Genomic DNA, 14,621 nt, shown 5'->3' with positions numbered 1-14,621 from the left:
TGTGTGCAACTTTTTCATTTGTAAATATTTAGATTCTTAATTCAACCAACGAGTAGTCCTTAATGTAATATTATAGCTATGAATAAAAAATACATTTTTATGTCCTTTTATTGAGCTTTTCCGCGTTGTGTATTAATGAATCTTAAAAAAAAGAGTGGCTACTACGTATTTTCTCTCAAAAAACCATCTTTATAAGTAGATGGCGGTAATTTGTATATAATTTCCTTCATTGACAATACCGAAATAAAGATGAATATGAAGAAATTATGTCTCTTAGCTGTTTTCAGTTTTTTGATAGTGATGGTTTTCAAAACTGTGAGCATACACTATCTCTCCCAAAAAGATTCTTCTTTGGAAGTCGCTTTGCGGGTTGCCGGCGACAATCGGGCAGAACTCGAGAAATTAGAACTTTTTCTGCGGGAGGAGAATAGTGTTTTGTCTGTTAACGCAATAGGGGAGGCACTATGGAATGAGGAAAGTAATTATGAAAATAAGGTATATCAAGTTATCAATCGGTTGCGGAACAGCTTGAAGCAGACTTCAACTTTGTCTGTCGACAGGGCATCTTGTGGTGGCTATCGGTTGAATATCAGAGAAGTAAAAATGAATATCGAATCGTGAAATATCTGCATATATCCATGTTTTTGTTCTTATGCAAGAAAAATTTTTCTTCATTACATTCAAGGTTTGTCCGACACCCGGGTGTCATCACCACTGGGACCCGGATGTCAGACTGGTTAAGACCCGGGTCTGGGTATGGCTGACACCCGGGTGTCGGATAAGATGCAATTGCAGATAAAAAAAGAAGGAAGTATAACCGATGAAGATGGCATATGCAGCGTGGAAAAAACAATTGCAGTACGATTTGAGAAAGTTAAAGTCAGGTGGGCATAAACAAGAATGGACGATATCGCTTCTCCCAAAGTTCTAATCGTCCATTCCGAATACTGCCTTAAAAAAGAAAGGAGGTATTTGAATACAAAAGTAGACATTAAGAATGAAATTGGCAAATGATTGCCTTGTTCTGTTGAAAGGATAGATACAGAAGTGGTTGGCAGAATTAATTTTGATGTTAATCTTGTCGATTTTTACAATAAGTAGGTAAGGTGTAAATTTAAATAATAGAACTGTATGTATAAAATAACGAAAACATTAGTATGTGTTTTTATGTTTGTTGTGCCCATGATATCTTGCAAAAAGAATGCGGCATTACAAAGCACGATAGTTAATGACTCTTTGTGTCAAGTCATTACCATGAATCCTGATAATATCAACAGAAAGGAGCCGGGGAAAATCTCTGCATTTGCAGACGGAGTGGAATACATTCCTTTGCAGACGGCGGATAGCATCCTGATTGGTGAAATAACCCGTCTGATTGTTTGGAACGATTTGTATTATATTTGGGATAAACTTTCAGAGACAATCTTCTGTTTTGCTCAAGACGGCAGTTTCCAATATAGAGTCAACAGGCAGGGAGAAGGACCAAGTGAATATTTGAACATAAGTGACTTTACTTTGAATAGAGAAAACGGGAATTTGATGATTTACTCTGACAGGGCACAGACTCTTTATGAATATACAACCGGTGGGGAATTGGTAAAGAAATCCGAAATCCCTTTCCTGATGTCGTCTTTTGCAGCCAAAGGGGACTGGAAATACTGTTACTTGGGCAGACTTCCCAATAGACAGTTATATGAAGATATCTTTCCTGAGTCGTATCGGTATGTGACGCTGAATGACGGGAATGTGTGCAATCAACATTTCAAATACGAGTATAATAAAGATTTTCTGAATGTTCCGTTATCTTCCAACAATTTCACCTATTATAAAGACAAGATTCTTTTGACTGAATTTTTGTGCCCTGCGGTTTATGAGATTGACAGTCTCGGCAATTTGATTCCCCGTTACCGCATCGAATTTACTACCAATACTTATGTTCCTTCGTTTAATGAAAGCATCGATTTGAGAAGAATGAAAGAAGCCGAGAAGGAAGGAGAATATACCAGTTTATTCGGTGCTTTTTATGAGAATGAGAATTATCTGTTTTTCAATTATTCCAGAGGTTTGATAGCATTGGCTTATGTGGATAAGAAAGATGATTCTATTCATAATCCCGGTTATTTCCTGTTGGATGATTTCAATCAGAATACATTGTCCGTTACCCTTGCTTCTGTCGACGAAAAGTATGTGTATCTGTTGGAAGAGCCGGGGCTATTGAAGGAAAAGCAAAGACGAAAGCAACTCTCTTCCTGTTTGAGTGAGCTGTGCGAAAATATGCAAGAATTTGACAATCCGGTTATTATTAGAGCAAAGTTGAAATGAAAGTTGTAATAAAACAGATATTAGTATATATTCCTTTCCTTGTTTGTATAGGGGGATGTATTGGTAACAAAGAGTGTAGTGGACTTTCTCACGATGCAGTCGGCTATATGGTGTCGAGTCTTTTTCAGACAAAGGAAATTGCCTTCCCATCCTATTATATGGTGAAAGATATATCGGGGAAGTCGTATCGAATGGATAGCATTTTTGCAAAACCTTGTTTAGTGTTTAGATTTAGCGAACTTAACTGCGAGAATTGTATCAAGTCTTCTATAGACTTGATTCGTGAGTCAAAAGTCGGAAATCATATCATAGGTTTGGCAAGTTATAACAATATGCGTATGTTACATCTTGCCCCAAAGAAATACGGTATTTCTTTTCCTATATATTTTGTTCCGATGAATGATTCGGATATGTTATCGTCACAATATGAGAAATAGGGTAATCCTTATTTGTTTCTAATGGATAGGGATTTGAAGGGTAGATATTTCTTTTCTTCTTCGCTACAATATCCGGAAATTTTTAAAGAATATTTGGAACAGGCTTTTGTCATGTTGGAAGAAAAGAGGGATACTGATATCTTTGATGAGAAGAACAAGGATTTGGGTACGGTAGTAAAAGGACAGAGATATGAAATTGAATTTATATATACTAATACCACCAATGATTTGCTGGTCATTAATGATGTTAAAACTTCATGTGGGTGTTTGGTGTCTAAGTGGAGAAAAGAGCCTTTGCATTCTGGGAAAATGTCAAGTTTGATGGTAGAGTTTAATCCTGATAATTTGGGATATACTTCAAAAACAATTGTTGTTTCCCACAATCAATCGAATATTCCTATCAGGTTGAAGATAAAAGCAGATGTTGTAGAGAGGATAGATGATTAACATTATTTTTTTTTAAAAAATCACCCAATCGCTATTAGTACTATTCGTGCTATTCCAATGCTATGTATTGGCACGTTTGTATTTATTCGCTTCGTGCGTGATACCAACCTGTTCGATGTCTCCCACTTTGCTTGGAGGTGATTATATCATTACCTCCTTGCAGATACCGGGGCGTAGGATATGGGAAGAAGATAGTTGCGGTCATTTTTCCATTCGTCGCGAAGAGGGCATCCACAAGGTACGAAAAGGAGATGTAGTTGTTTTCAATTTTCCTTACTCTTCTGATGTTGATCGGATGAAACTCGAATCGAAAGTGTTTTATTGCAAACGTTGTGTGGGTGTTCCGGGAGAGACATATACATGGGAATGGGACGCCGGTAAATCCCGCATCTATCTTCCTTGTGCGGGAGAAGAGCTGCCGATTGATTCGACGAATTATGAAAATTACCGCAAGTGCATAGAATACGAAACGGGGACGCGACTTGTCCGTTCGGGACGTATGGTGCTGTTAGGTGATTCCGTGATTCATTCTTATCGGTTCCGGAATAACTATTATTTTATGTGTGGCGACAATTACTTTGATTCTTACGATTCCCGCTTTTGGGGAATGTTGCCGGAAGACTTTATTTTGGGCGTAGGGCGATTTATTTGGTTTTCTCGGGATAAGGAGAGTGGTAAAGTTAGGTGGTCACGAATGTTTAAAAAGATATGAAGATAGAAAGTAGGCAACTGCGAAACGATGCATCTGCTATGTTGATGTTTGTAGGGACAATAGGGTTGTTGAGTACTGTTTGTGCTTATTCTTCTGCCATTCCTGCCGGCGATGTATCCTATCAATGGCTGTGGTGTGGATGGGGAGCGGTGTTGTTTGCCATATGTATATGGCTGTCGGCTCTGCTGTCTGTCAAAAGAACGGGCGTTTTTCATGATGCAGTAATCTGGGGAATTATCCTGATGGGAGGAGTTGAAGCCGTCTTGGGATTGTGCCAGATTTACGGTTTGGGCTCTTCCAATCATTCGCTGTATGCGGCGACAGGGTCTTTTTACAACCCCGGTCCCTATTCCGGTTATCTGGCGTTGGCGTTTCCGATGGCTTTGTACGAATGGTTGTGGATTGGTGCGACGAGTCGGAACACTTGGAAGCGACGGATAGGATATTATCTTTCTGCCGAAGTGTTGTGTCTTTTTCTCTGCGTACTTCCGGCAGGTATGAGCCGTTCGGCGTGGTTGGCCGCTCTATGTTCGGGGGGCTTTGTAGGTGGAATGCATTATTCGTGGGGTGCACGGTTGCGGAACGCTTGGCAGGCTCATCGGACAAAAGTGGTGTTTGCCGGATTGTTGATTGCTGCAGTTTTGGCGGCAGGCAGTTCCGCTATTTATTATATGAAAGAAGATTCTGCCAAAGGACGGTGGTTTATGTGGAAGATAAGCAGCCTTGCCGTTGCTCGCGAACCGCTTGTCGGGCATGGTGCCGGCAACTTTGTATCCGCCTACGGACAGTCGCAGGAGGATTATTTTTGCCCGAGGAACATATACGGAAGATGAAGAGCGGGTGGCAGGCAGTCCGGAGTATGCATTCAATGAATACTTGCGGGTGGCAGTAGAGTACGGGGTGCCCGCCTTATTGCTTATGCTGGCGGCGATTGGTGTATGTTTGCATCGGGGAGTCAGGCGGAAGCGTATCGGGCTCTGTGGAGGAGTGCTTTCGCTGCTTGTGTTCTCCTTTTGGCAGCCTGCTTTTTAGAGTGTTCGCGTAGATGGTTGCTGTTGTTGGGGCTTGTGGTTGGTGTGTCGGGCGTGTGGCTGGTACGGCACAATGCATATGAGGCTTGCCGGAAATGGACACAATGCAAAATGCTGTATGGTATCGGAGCCTATGGCAATGCAAAAGAAGAGTACGAAAAACTATATCCGCTTTTAAAAGACCGTCCCCGTTTTTTGTTTGAATATGGGCGATGCCGCATCAACTGAAGGAATATGAGCTATCCAACGGCGTACTGAAAGAAGCGGAACAGATTAGTTGCGACCCCATGATTCTGAACGTTATCGGTAAGAATTACCAGTCGTTGGGCGAATATGAAAAAGCCGAAAGATACTTGCTGCGCTCCATCCACCGCCTTCCGGGACGCATTTACTCGTATTATCTTTTGACGAAACTTTATGCCGAACCAGGTTATTTGCAACCCGAAAAAATGAGACGTACGGCGGAGGTTGTATTGACGAAAGAATCGAAGGTGCAATCGACGGCTGTAAGAGAAATGAGGGAAGAAATAGAAAAAATGATATTAAAAAGGGAATTAAATGACGAAAATGAAAAATAAAAGATTTATATTTGGCAATTAAAAAATAATAACCATGAAACAACACAACTTATCTTGTATCTTATTAGGCTGTTGTCTTGCCTCTATCGGAATGATTTCCTGCTCCGGTAGCAAAGAAGCGGATGAATCGGACAAAGGAGTTTCCACCGTCCTTCCACAAATGAAGAATGAGGTTTCCATCCAGATATTGAAGAAGCGTAACTTTGACCATGAACTGGTAAGCAACGGCAAGGTGAATGCCCGTAGAAAAGCCGATTTGCGCTTTGAAACGAGCGAAGTCATTGCACATATTTATGTGAAGAATGGCGACCGTGTCCGCAAAGGGCAGAAGTTGGCAGAACTCGACAAGTTTCGCTTGGAGCAGAATTTGTCTCAGGCGGAAGATGCTTTGTTGAAAGCCGAGCTCGAACTGAAAGACGTGCTTATCGGACAGGGATATACGCCGGACGATTTCAGCAAGGTTCCTGCGGAGACCCTGAAGATTGCGAAGGTGAAGAGCGGTTACGAGCAGTCGAAATCTCAGTACGAACTGACTAAAAGGGAGATGGAACACGCTACACTTACTGCGCCTTTTGATGGGGTGGTGGCTAATCTTTTCTCGAAATCGTATAATCCTGCCAATACCTCGGAAGTATTCTGTACGGTTCTTGACAGCAAAGGGCTGGAAGCTGAATTTACCGTGTTGGAGAACGAACTCGCCTTTATTAAAAAGGGGGATAGAGTGACGGTCACTCCTTATGCCGGAGGAAGTTCATTTGCCGGCAGTGTATCCGAAATCAATCCGTTGGTGGATGCCAACGGAATGGTGAAGGTGAAGGCGGATGTAAATGGTGAAGGCAAGTTGTTCAGTGGTATGAATGTAAGGGTCAATGTCCGGCGGAACTTGGGCGAGCAGTTGGTAATTCCCAAAACGGCTGTGGTGCTGCGTTCGGGCAAGCAGGTAGTGTTTACACTGAAAGAAGGCAGGGCTGTATGGAATTATGTGTACACGGGATTGGAGAATGCAACGGAATATATTGTTTCCGATAAGTCTCAGAAGGGTGTGGAAGATGGTCTGTTGGAAGGAGATACGATTATTGTGACCGGAAATTTGAATCTGGCACACGAGGCGGAAGTAGATATAAGATAATCAAAAGGTACGGAAAACTAAAGTCAGCATGATAAAATTTTTAATCCAACGTCCTATTGCCGTATTGATGGCGTTCACCGCTTGTTTTATAATCGGCCTGGTGACCTGTTCCACATTGCCGGTATCGTTGCTTCCGGATATTGCCATCCCGGAGATTACCGTACAGGTATCTGCCGCCAATACATCTGCACGCGAATTGGAAAACACGATTGTAAAACCTTTGCGCAGCCAACTGATTCAGGTCTCTACCTTGAAGGATATCCATAGCGAATCGAGAGACGGGGCAGGTATTATCCGTTTGTCTTTCGATTATGGCACGAATACGGATCTTGCTTTTATTGAAGTCAATGAGAAGATAGATGCTGCAATGAACTATCTTCCCAAAGAGACGGAACGCCCGAAAGTCGTCAAGGCGAGTGCAACGGACATTCCCGTGTTCTACCTCAATCTGACCTTGAAGAATGACAGTGCTTATTGTGCAACGGGAGAACACGCTTTCCTTGAATTGTGCGAGTTTGCCGAATCGGTCATCAAGCGCAGGATAGAGCAACTCGAAGAGGTGGCTATGGTAGACGTGACCGGACTGGTGGAACGCCAGGTGCAGATTGTACCCGATGAGGACAAACTTGCCATGATGGGGCTTACCATTGCGGATATCGAATCGGCCTTGTCGTCCAATAATGTGGAGCCGGGCAGTATGACGGTGCGCGACGGATACTACGAATACAATATCAAATTTTCGACATTGTTGCGCACGGCGGAAGATGTGGAAAATATTTATCTGCGTAAGAACGACCGCATTGTACAGTTGAAGGATTTCTGCAAGGTGGGTGTCGTACCGGTGAAGGAAAAAGGGGTATCCCTTTCGGACGGAAAGCGTGCGGTGACACTTGCTGTCATTAAGCAGGCGGACGAGAACATGGACAAGATGAAACGTTCTTTGGTAGGGACGATGGAGTATTTCCGGCAGATGTATCCGGACATTGATTTCAGTATCAGCCGTAATCAGACGGAACTGCTGGACTACACAATCTCCAATCTCAGGCAGAATCTTTCTTTGGGCTTTCTTTTTATCTGCCTGGTGGCAGTCCTGTTTTTGGGTGATGTGAAATCTCCGTTGGTCATCGGACTCAGCATGGTGGTTTCCATTGTAATCAGTTTCGTATTCTTTTACCTATGCAATATGTCATTGAATATCATCTCTCTTGCAGGATTGATTCTTGCTTTGGGAATGATGATTGACAGTTCGATTATTGTCACCGAGAACATTTCGCAGTACTGCGAACGCGGATATTCCCTGCGACGTGCTTGTATCACGGGCACGAGTGAAGTGGTGACGCCCATGTTGAGCTCTTCGCTGACTACCATCTCCGTTTTCGGTCCCCTGATTTTTATGAGCGGTATTGCCGGAGCTATTTTCTATGACCAGGCCTTCTCCGTTACAGTAGGGCTGATGGTCTCTTATTTTACAGGTATCATGCTTCTTCCTGTGCTCTATCTATTAGTCTATCGGGCAGGTCTCCGTGTCCGGAAATGGAAGTGGCTCTCCTTTAAATTCAATAATCCGATAAAAGACCATATGCTCGATCGTTTCTATGACGCTGGTGTCGACTGGGTGTTCTGTCATAAAACGTTCAGTGTGCTTTTTTGTGCCATTTCCATTCCGCTTTGCGTATTCTTCTTTTTCTTTATTGGCAAAGAGCGGATGCCCGATATCGAAGAAAACGAACTGATAGTACGTGTAGAATGGAATGAAAATATCCATGTAGATGAAAACAGAAAACGTGTGGACACACTTTTTAAAGAACTTGACGGACGGTCGCTTGAACAGACGGCTTCTGTCGGCAGGCAGGACTTTATCCTGAACCGGGAGAGGGAACTTTCGTCTTCCGAAGCCGAACTCTATTTTCGGACGGAGACCCCCGGCGAGATTGTCCCTTTGCAGCAGGAGATATATCGGAGATTGAAAGAACACTATCCGCTTTCTGTCATCTCTTTCTCTCCGCCGGAGACGGTATTCGAGAAACTGTTTGTGACGGGTGAGCCGGATATCGTAGCCGAATTCTATGCCCGCAACAGGACACAGGCGCCCGAAGCGGAAACGATTCGTAAAATGGAACGGGAGTTGGCAGCGGAAACCGGAATAAATCCTACGGGTATCGCGTTTGAAAACCAGTTGAACCTGAGTATCGACAAGGAGAAACTGCTGCTTTACCGTGTTTCCTATAATGAGCTTTACCGGATACTGAAAACGGCTTTCCGTGAGAACAGTGTGACCATGCTGCACTCTTACCAGCAGTATCTTCCGATTAATATTGCCGGAAATGAAAAGACCGTGAACAGGGTATTGCAAGAGACCTTGATACAGACACAGCCGGATAACAAGGGCAATGTGGAATATCTCCCGCTCCGGGAACTGGTAAAGGTGGCTCCTGCAGAAGACCTGAAAAGCATTACTGCCGGACGCAACGGCGAGTTTGTGCCTTTCGATTTTTATGAAGTGCACGATGCGGACAAACTGATAAAGGAGGTGAAGCAGGTAGCCGGACATACGGGTGACTGGGATGTCGGCTTTTCCGGCAGTTTTTTCTCCAACAAGGAGATGCTGGACGAATTGGTGGTGATACTTCTGATTTCCCTGTTGCTGATGTATTTCATCCTTGCGGCGCAGTTTGAGAGTTTTCTACAGCCTTTGCTTGTCCTGGCGGAAATACCTATCGACGTGGCCTTTGCTCTCTTGTTGCTTTGGCTTTGCGGGCATACGCTGAATCTGATGTCGGCTATCGGACTTATTGTCACCTGTGGTATCGTCATCAATGACTCTATCTTGAAACTGGATGCAATCAATGAGTTGCGTAAAGCCGGCGTTCCCTTGCTGGAAGCCATCCACGAAGCCGGACGCAGGCGTTTGCGCCCCATTATCATGACTTCGCTGACTACGATTTTTGCGATGGTCCCGTTATTGTTCTCGTCGGATATGGGTTCGGAACTGCAAAAGCCCTTATCCATTGCCATGATAGGGACCATGTTGATAGGTACGATGGTGAGTCTGTTTGTCATACCATTGCTTTATTGGTTTATTTACCGGGAAAAATAGAACAAAACAAGTTGAATTATGAAGATATTATCTAAACTTTTTATAATAGCTGCCATGTCGGGAGTAGGTGTCTCTTCGCTATATGCACAGAAGCATTTGGTGCTGGATCTGAACCAGACAATTGCTTTGGCAAATGACAGTTCGTTGGAGGCCTTCCGCACACAAAATATGTATCTTTCCGGTTATTGGGAATACCGGACGTATAAGGCAAACCGCTTGCCCAGCCTGACGTTGGACCTCACTCCCGCACAATACAACCGGGACATCACAAAACGTTATGACTCGAACACGAACTTGGACGTGTACCGTACGCAGCAATCCTATTATGCTTATGGGGGACTGACCGTGAGACAGAATCTCGACCTCACCGGAGGTACATTCTACTTGGAGTCAAACCTTGCCTATATGCGCAGTTTCGGAGGTAATAGCGTGACACAGTTTACCAGTGTCCCGATAAGGCTCGGATATTCGCAGAGCTTGGTGGGATACAATCCTTTCAAGTGGGAGCGGAAAATAGAACCGTTGAAGTATGAACGCGTGAAGAAGGAGTTTCTTTATAATGTGGAGAAGGTTTCGGAGACGGCCACGAATTACTTCTTTTCCCTTGCTATGGCGCAGGCGGAATATAAATTGGCAAAGGACAATTTAGCTTCTACGGATACGCTCTACCGCATCGGGCAGCAACGCCATCGGATAGCAGCTATCTCACAAGCGGATTTGCTGACTTTGAAGCTCGACCGTGTCAACGCACAGAATACTTTGCAGAACAAGGCGAGTGACTTGAAACGGGCGATGTTTTCTTTGGCCTCTTTTCTCAATCTGGATAAGAATACGCAAATCGAATTGCAACTCCCGTCCCGTCCGGGTATGATAGAGATTCCGGTGGACGAGGCTTTGAGTTGGGGGAGGAGCAACAATCCCCAGTTGTTGGAATTGAAGCAGAACGTATTGGAGGCGGAACGGAATGTGGACAAGACGAAGAAAGAATCACGTTTCAATGCCAGCGTGAATGCAAGTGTCGGTTTCAACCAGGTGGCGGATAATTTCGGAGATGTCTATTACAAACCGATGCAGCAGGACTTGGTGGCAATCAGTGTTTCCATTCCGTTGCTGGATTGGGGAGTGCGTAAGGGTAAGTATAATATGGCACGCAATAATCTGAATGTGGTGAAGATTTCGGCACGTCAGGATGAGATTGGCATCGAAGAGGAAGTGATTATGACCGTAAGTGAGTTCAACATCCAGCAGCAGTTGATAGTAAGCGCGGAAGAGGCGCTGGATTTGGCCGTGCTTGCTTATAATGAGACGAAGCAGCGCTTTATCATAGGCAAAGCCGACATAAACAGCCTGACTCTTTCACTCAACAGGCAACAGCAGGCACAACGGAATTATATTTCCGCTTTACAGAATTACTGGCTGAATTATTACAAGATACGTCGGCTTACCTTATTCGATTTCGCTGCGAAACTGTCACTTTCGGACAGATTCGATTTCAATGGGGGAAAGTTGGTTAAATAATAATTTGTCCTCTGTGGTGAATGAAATGTAAATACGATACAAAATATGGCTCCTGAAATAAAAAAATCCTCAAAGGCTTCCGCCTTCACGCTGATTGTCTCTTTTGTCTGTGTCGCTTTGGTGGGCCTGGCGCTTGTGCCGTTGTTGCCCGTCAAATTGAATCCGTCGCGGACGTTGCCCGGTTTCACGGTACGTTTCAGTATGCCCGGAACCTCGGCGCGTGTGGTAGAGATGACAGCTACCAGCAAGTTGGAGGCGATGCTTGCCCGTGTAAAAGGGATTCGGGGAATTTACTCGACATCGGGAAACGGGTGGGGGAGTATCAATGTGAATCTGGACAAGCACGTGGATGCGGCAGTGGCACGTTTCGAAGCCTCCACCATTATCCGTCAGACGTGGCCCGAGTTGCCCGACGGAGTCAGCTATCCGTATATTCAGATGCAGAGTTCGGGACAGAGCAGCCAGTCTCCTTTCATGTCGTTTACAATCAATGCGCCCGCTACGCCCATATTGATTCAGCAGTATGCGGAGGAGCATATAAAACCACGTTTGGCACAACTCCCCGGAATTTATAAGATTAACCTTAACGGTGCTACCCCGATGGAGTGGCGTTTGGAGTATGACTCCGAACAGTTGCGTACGCTTGGGATAAGTACGGATGATATCTATGAGGCGGTCCGCCTGCATTATCAGAAAGAGTTTATGGGGACTTATGATGTGGAACAGGGCACTTCGGGCAGGCAATGGATACGTCTGGCGTTGGTTCCCGAATCCGAAAGCCGCGATTTTGATGCCGCGCGCATACAAGTGAAGATGAAAGACGGGAGAATTATCGGCCTTCATGAACTGGTGAAAGTATCCCGTGTGGAAGAGCAGCCCCAAAGCTACTACCGGATTAATGGACTGAACTCGATTTATCTGTCGGTCGTGGCAGAAGAAACGGCCAATCAGTTGGCCTTGAGCAAGGAAGTGAAAGCATATATGGATGATATCCGGTCGCTTCTGCCGGCAGGGTACGAGATTCACACCAGTTATGACGCTACGGAGTTTATCCAGGAAGAGCTGAACAAGATTTACCTGCGTACGGGAGTGACGGTAGCCATTCTGCTTCTGTTTGTGCTGTTGATTACCTGTAGTCCCAAATATCTGCTGCTGATTGTAGTCAGTCTGTCTGTCAATATAGCGATAGCCGTTATTTTTTATTATGCGTTCGGGCTGGAGATGCAATTATATTCTTTGGCGGGTATCACGGTATCGTTGAATCTTGTGATTGACAATACGATTGTGATGAGCGACCATTATCTGAGATGCGGAAACCGCAAAGCATTCATGTCGGTGTTGGCAGCTACGTTGACAACGATGGGAGCACTCGTCATTATCTTCTTCCTGGATGAGAAGATACGGCTTAATTTGCAGGATTTTGCAGCCGTGGTCATTATCAATTTAGGAGTATCGCTGTTGGTCGCTTTGCTTTTCGTACCTTCCCTGATAGATAAAATCGGGCTGAAACGCCGGAAACAGACGTTGCTTTCTGCACCAAGAAGGCGGATGGCGAGTGTACGTCTCTTCGTGTGGATACGTTCGAAGCTCCGTCGCCTCCCGGTTTATTTCAGCCGTTTTTACGGGGGGCTGATACGGATTCTGTGCCGTTGGCGGATAGCGGTGTGCATATTGTTGTTGCTGGCTTTCGGATTGCCAGTGTTCCTGTTGCCGGAAAAGATGAAAGGAGAGGGCAAGTGGGCGGAAATTTACAATAAGACATTGGGTACTTCTACCTATAAAGAAAAGGTGAAGCCGATAGTGGACAAGGCGTTGGGCGGAACGTTGAGACTGTTTGTACAAAAGGTATATGAGGGGAGCTACTTTACCCATAATGAAGAAGTGGTGCTTCATGCCAATGCCAACCTGCCCAACGGAAGTACGCTGGAGCAGATGAACACGTTGGTCAAGAAGATGGAGACATACCTGAGCGAATTTAAGGAAATCAAGCAGTTTCAAACCTCTGTGGAGAGTGCCCGCAGAGCCTCCATCCATATTTACTTCACGAAAGAACATCAGAAAAGCGGCTTCCCTTATACGCTGAAAGCCAACATGATTAGTAAGGCGCTCCAGTTGGGCGGCGGCGACTGGAGCATATACGGACTGCAAGACCAGGGATTCAGCAATAGTGTACGCGAGAATGCAGGTTCCTTCCGGGTGAAGATGTACGGGTATAATTACGACGAGTTGTACGCCCATGCAGAACAGTTGAAAGAGAAACTGTTGTCTCATCGCCGCATCCGGGAAGTGACCATCGGTTCCGATTTCTCCTGGTGGAAGGACGATTATATGGAATTTTACTTCAACCTCGATAAGCAACGGATGGCAGAGGAGGGGATTGAAGCCGGAAGACTGTTTGCCGCTGTCCGTCCGGTATATGGGCGGAACATGGAAATCGGTGCGGTGACAACGGAAGAGGGTATGGAAAGGATAAAACTTTCTTCCCGCCAGTCGGTGGATAGAGATGTGTGGGCGATGCAATATTATCCTTTCGAGGTGAATGGCAAGGAGTACAAACTTTCGGAACTGGCAACCGTAGCGAAAGGGCAGATGCCGCAGGAAGTGGCGAAAGAGAACCAGCAGTACCGTTTGTGTCTGCAATACGAATATGTAGGTTCGTCGGAACAGGGATATAAACTGCTGAAGAAAGACCTGGAAGAGTTTAATGAACTTCTTCCGATGGGATATACCGCCGAGTCGGAGCGTCAGAGCTGGTCGTGGGGAGCAAAGGACAACAAGCAGTATCGCCTACTTCTGATAGTGATTGCCATTATCTTCTTTATCACGAGTATCCTGTTCAACTCGCTGAAACAGCCGTTGGCTATTATCTTTGTGATTCCGGTATCTTATATCGGTGTGTTCCTGACTTTCTACTGGTTTAAACTGAACTTTGACCAGGGAGGTTTCGCATCCTTTGTGCTGCTATGTGGTATCACGGTGAATGCCAGCATTTATATTCTGAACGAATACAACTCCAACCGCAAGCGTTTCCCGCGTCTTTCGCCGCTTCGCGCCTACGTGAAAGCCTGGAACACGAAAGTGATTCCTATTTTCCTGACGGTGGCTTCCACCATCTTAGGCTTTATCCCTTTCATGGTGGGAGCTGAGAAAGAAGGTTTTTGGTTTCCGTTGGCGGCAGGTACTATCGGAGGGCTGATAATGTCGGTAATCGGGGTGTTTGTTTTCCTGCCGGTATTGACGTTGAAGAAAAGAGTGCATTGATTATGAAGCGCACTCCGGCGGTATTATAGAACCGTATCTCTTGCCCGAATCATGCGGTTGTTTTGCTCAAATCATGCGGATGTTTTACT

General features: G+C 45.1%; 12 protein-coding genes. All 12 read left to right on the top strand.

Annotation, left to right across the window (positions count from 1 at the left end; genetic code table 11):
• The first annotated feature begins 255 nt into the window (after window positions 1-255).
• The 12 genes from QZ331_RS08705 (at window position 256) to QZ331_RS08650 (ending at window position 14,532) form a co-directional block, all read left to right on the top strand.
• Window positions 256-621: a helix-turn-helix domain-containing protein gene (locus QZ331_RS08705; protein WP_294629531.1), complete on the top strand. Its 366-nt coding sequence runs from the start codon at window positions 256-258 to the stop codon at window positions 619-621.
• Between the two features lie 633 nt (window positions 622-1,254).
• Window positions 1,255-2,322, top strand: coding sequence for a 6-bladed beta-propeller (locus QZ331_RS08700; RefSeq protein ID WP_294629530.1), 1,068 nt, complete (start codon window positions 1,255-1,257; stop codon window positions 2,320-2,322).
• A gap of 470 nt (window positions 2,323-2,792) precedes the next feature.
• Entirely contained in the window at window positions 2,793-3,206 is a 414-nt protein-coding gene (locus QZ331_RS08695) for a DUF1573 domain-containing protein (protein ID WP_294629529.1), read from the top strand.
• Window positions 3,207-3,225: 19 nt separating this feature from the next.
• Window positions 3,226-3,918, top strand: coding sequence for a signal peptidase I (lepB, locus tag QZ331_RS08690; RefSeq protein ID WP_294629536.1), 693 nt, complete (start codon window positions 3,226-3,228; stop codon window positions 3,916-3,918).
• Window positions 3,915-4,751 carry an O-antigen ligase family protein gene (locus QZ331_RS08685; protein ID WP_294629528.1) on the top strand — a complete coding sequence of 279 codons (837 nt, stop codon included), beginning with the start codon at window positions 3,915-3,917 and terminating at the stop codon, window positions 4,749-4,751. Before lepB ends, QZ331_RS08685 begins: the two co-directional genes overlap by 4 nt.
• Window positions 4,752-4,758: 7 nt before the next feature.
• Window positions 4,759-4,950 carry a hypothetical protein gene (locus QZ331_RS08680; protein ID WP_294629527.1) on the top strand — a complete coding sequence of 64 codons (192 nt, stop codon included), beginning with the start codon at window positions 4,759-4,761 and terminating at the stop codon, window positions 4,948-4,950.
• On the top strand, window positions 4,932-5,177 hold the full coding sequence (locus QZ331_RS08675; RefSeq protein ID WP_294629526.1) for a hypothetical protein: 246 nt from the start codon (window positions 4,932-4,934) through the stop codon (window positions 5,175-5,177). The genes QZ331_RS08680 and QZ331_RS08675 overlap by 19 nt, the downstream gene beginning before the upstream one ends.
• Window positions 5,162-5,527, top strand: coding sequence for a hypothetical protein (locus QZ331_RS08670; protein WP_294629525.1), 366 nt, complete (start codon window positions 5,162-5,164; stop codon window positions 5,525-5,527). Before QZ331_RS08675 ends, QZ331_RS08670 begins: the two co-directional genes overlap by 16 nt.
• A gap of 34 nt (window positions 5,528-5,561) precedes the next feature.
• The gene (locus QZ331_RS08665) at window positions 5,562-6,656 is read left to right on the top strand and encodes an efflux RND transporter periplasmic adaptor subunit (RefSeq protein ID WP_294629524.1); all 1,095 of its coding nucleotides are present in this window, start codon (window positions 5,562-5,564) and stop codon (window positions 6,654-6,656) included.
• A 28-nt stretch (window positions 6,657-6,684) separates the two neighbouring features.
• Window positions 6,685-9,753: an efflux RND transporter permease subunit gene (locus QZ331_RS08660; protein ID WP_294629523.1), complete on the top strand. Its 3,069-nt coding sequence runs from the start codon at window positions 6,685-6,687 to the stop codon at window positions 9,751-9,753.
• A gap of 54 nt (window positions 9,754-9,807) precedes the next feature.
• Entirely contained in the window at window positions 9,808-11,271 is a 1,464-nt protein-coding gene (locus QZ331_RS08655) for a TolC family protein (protein ID WP_294629535.1), read from the top strand.
• Window positions 11,272-11,316: 45 nt separating this feature from the next.
• Complete coding sequence (locus QZ331_RS08650; protein ID WP_294629522.1) at window positions 11,317-14,532, top strand: efflux RND transporter permease subunit; 3,216 nt, start codon at window positions 11,317-11,319, stop codon at window positions 14,530-14,532.
• Window positions 14,533-14,621: the final 89 nt, after the last annotated feature.

The sequence above is a fragment of the uncultured Bacteroides sp. genome, assembly GCF_910586915.1.
Lineage (GTDB): Bacteria > Bacteroidota > Bacteroidia > Bacteroidales > Bacteroidaceae > Bacteroides.
The sequence above is the reverse complement of the archived record's forward strand: the minus strand, read 5'-3'. Positions and strand labels throughout refer to the sequence as shown.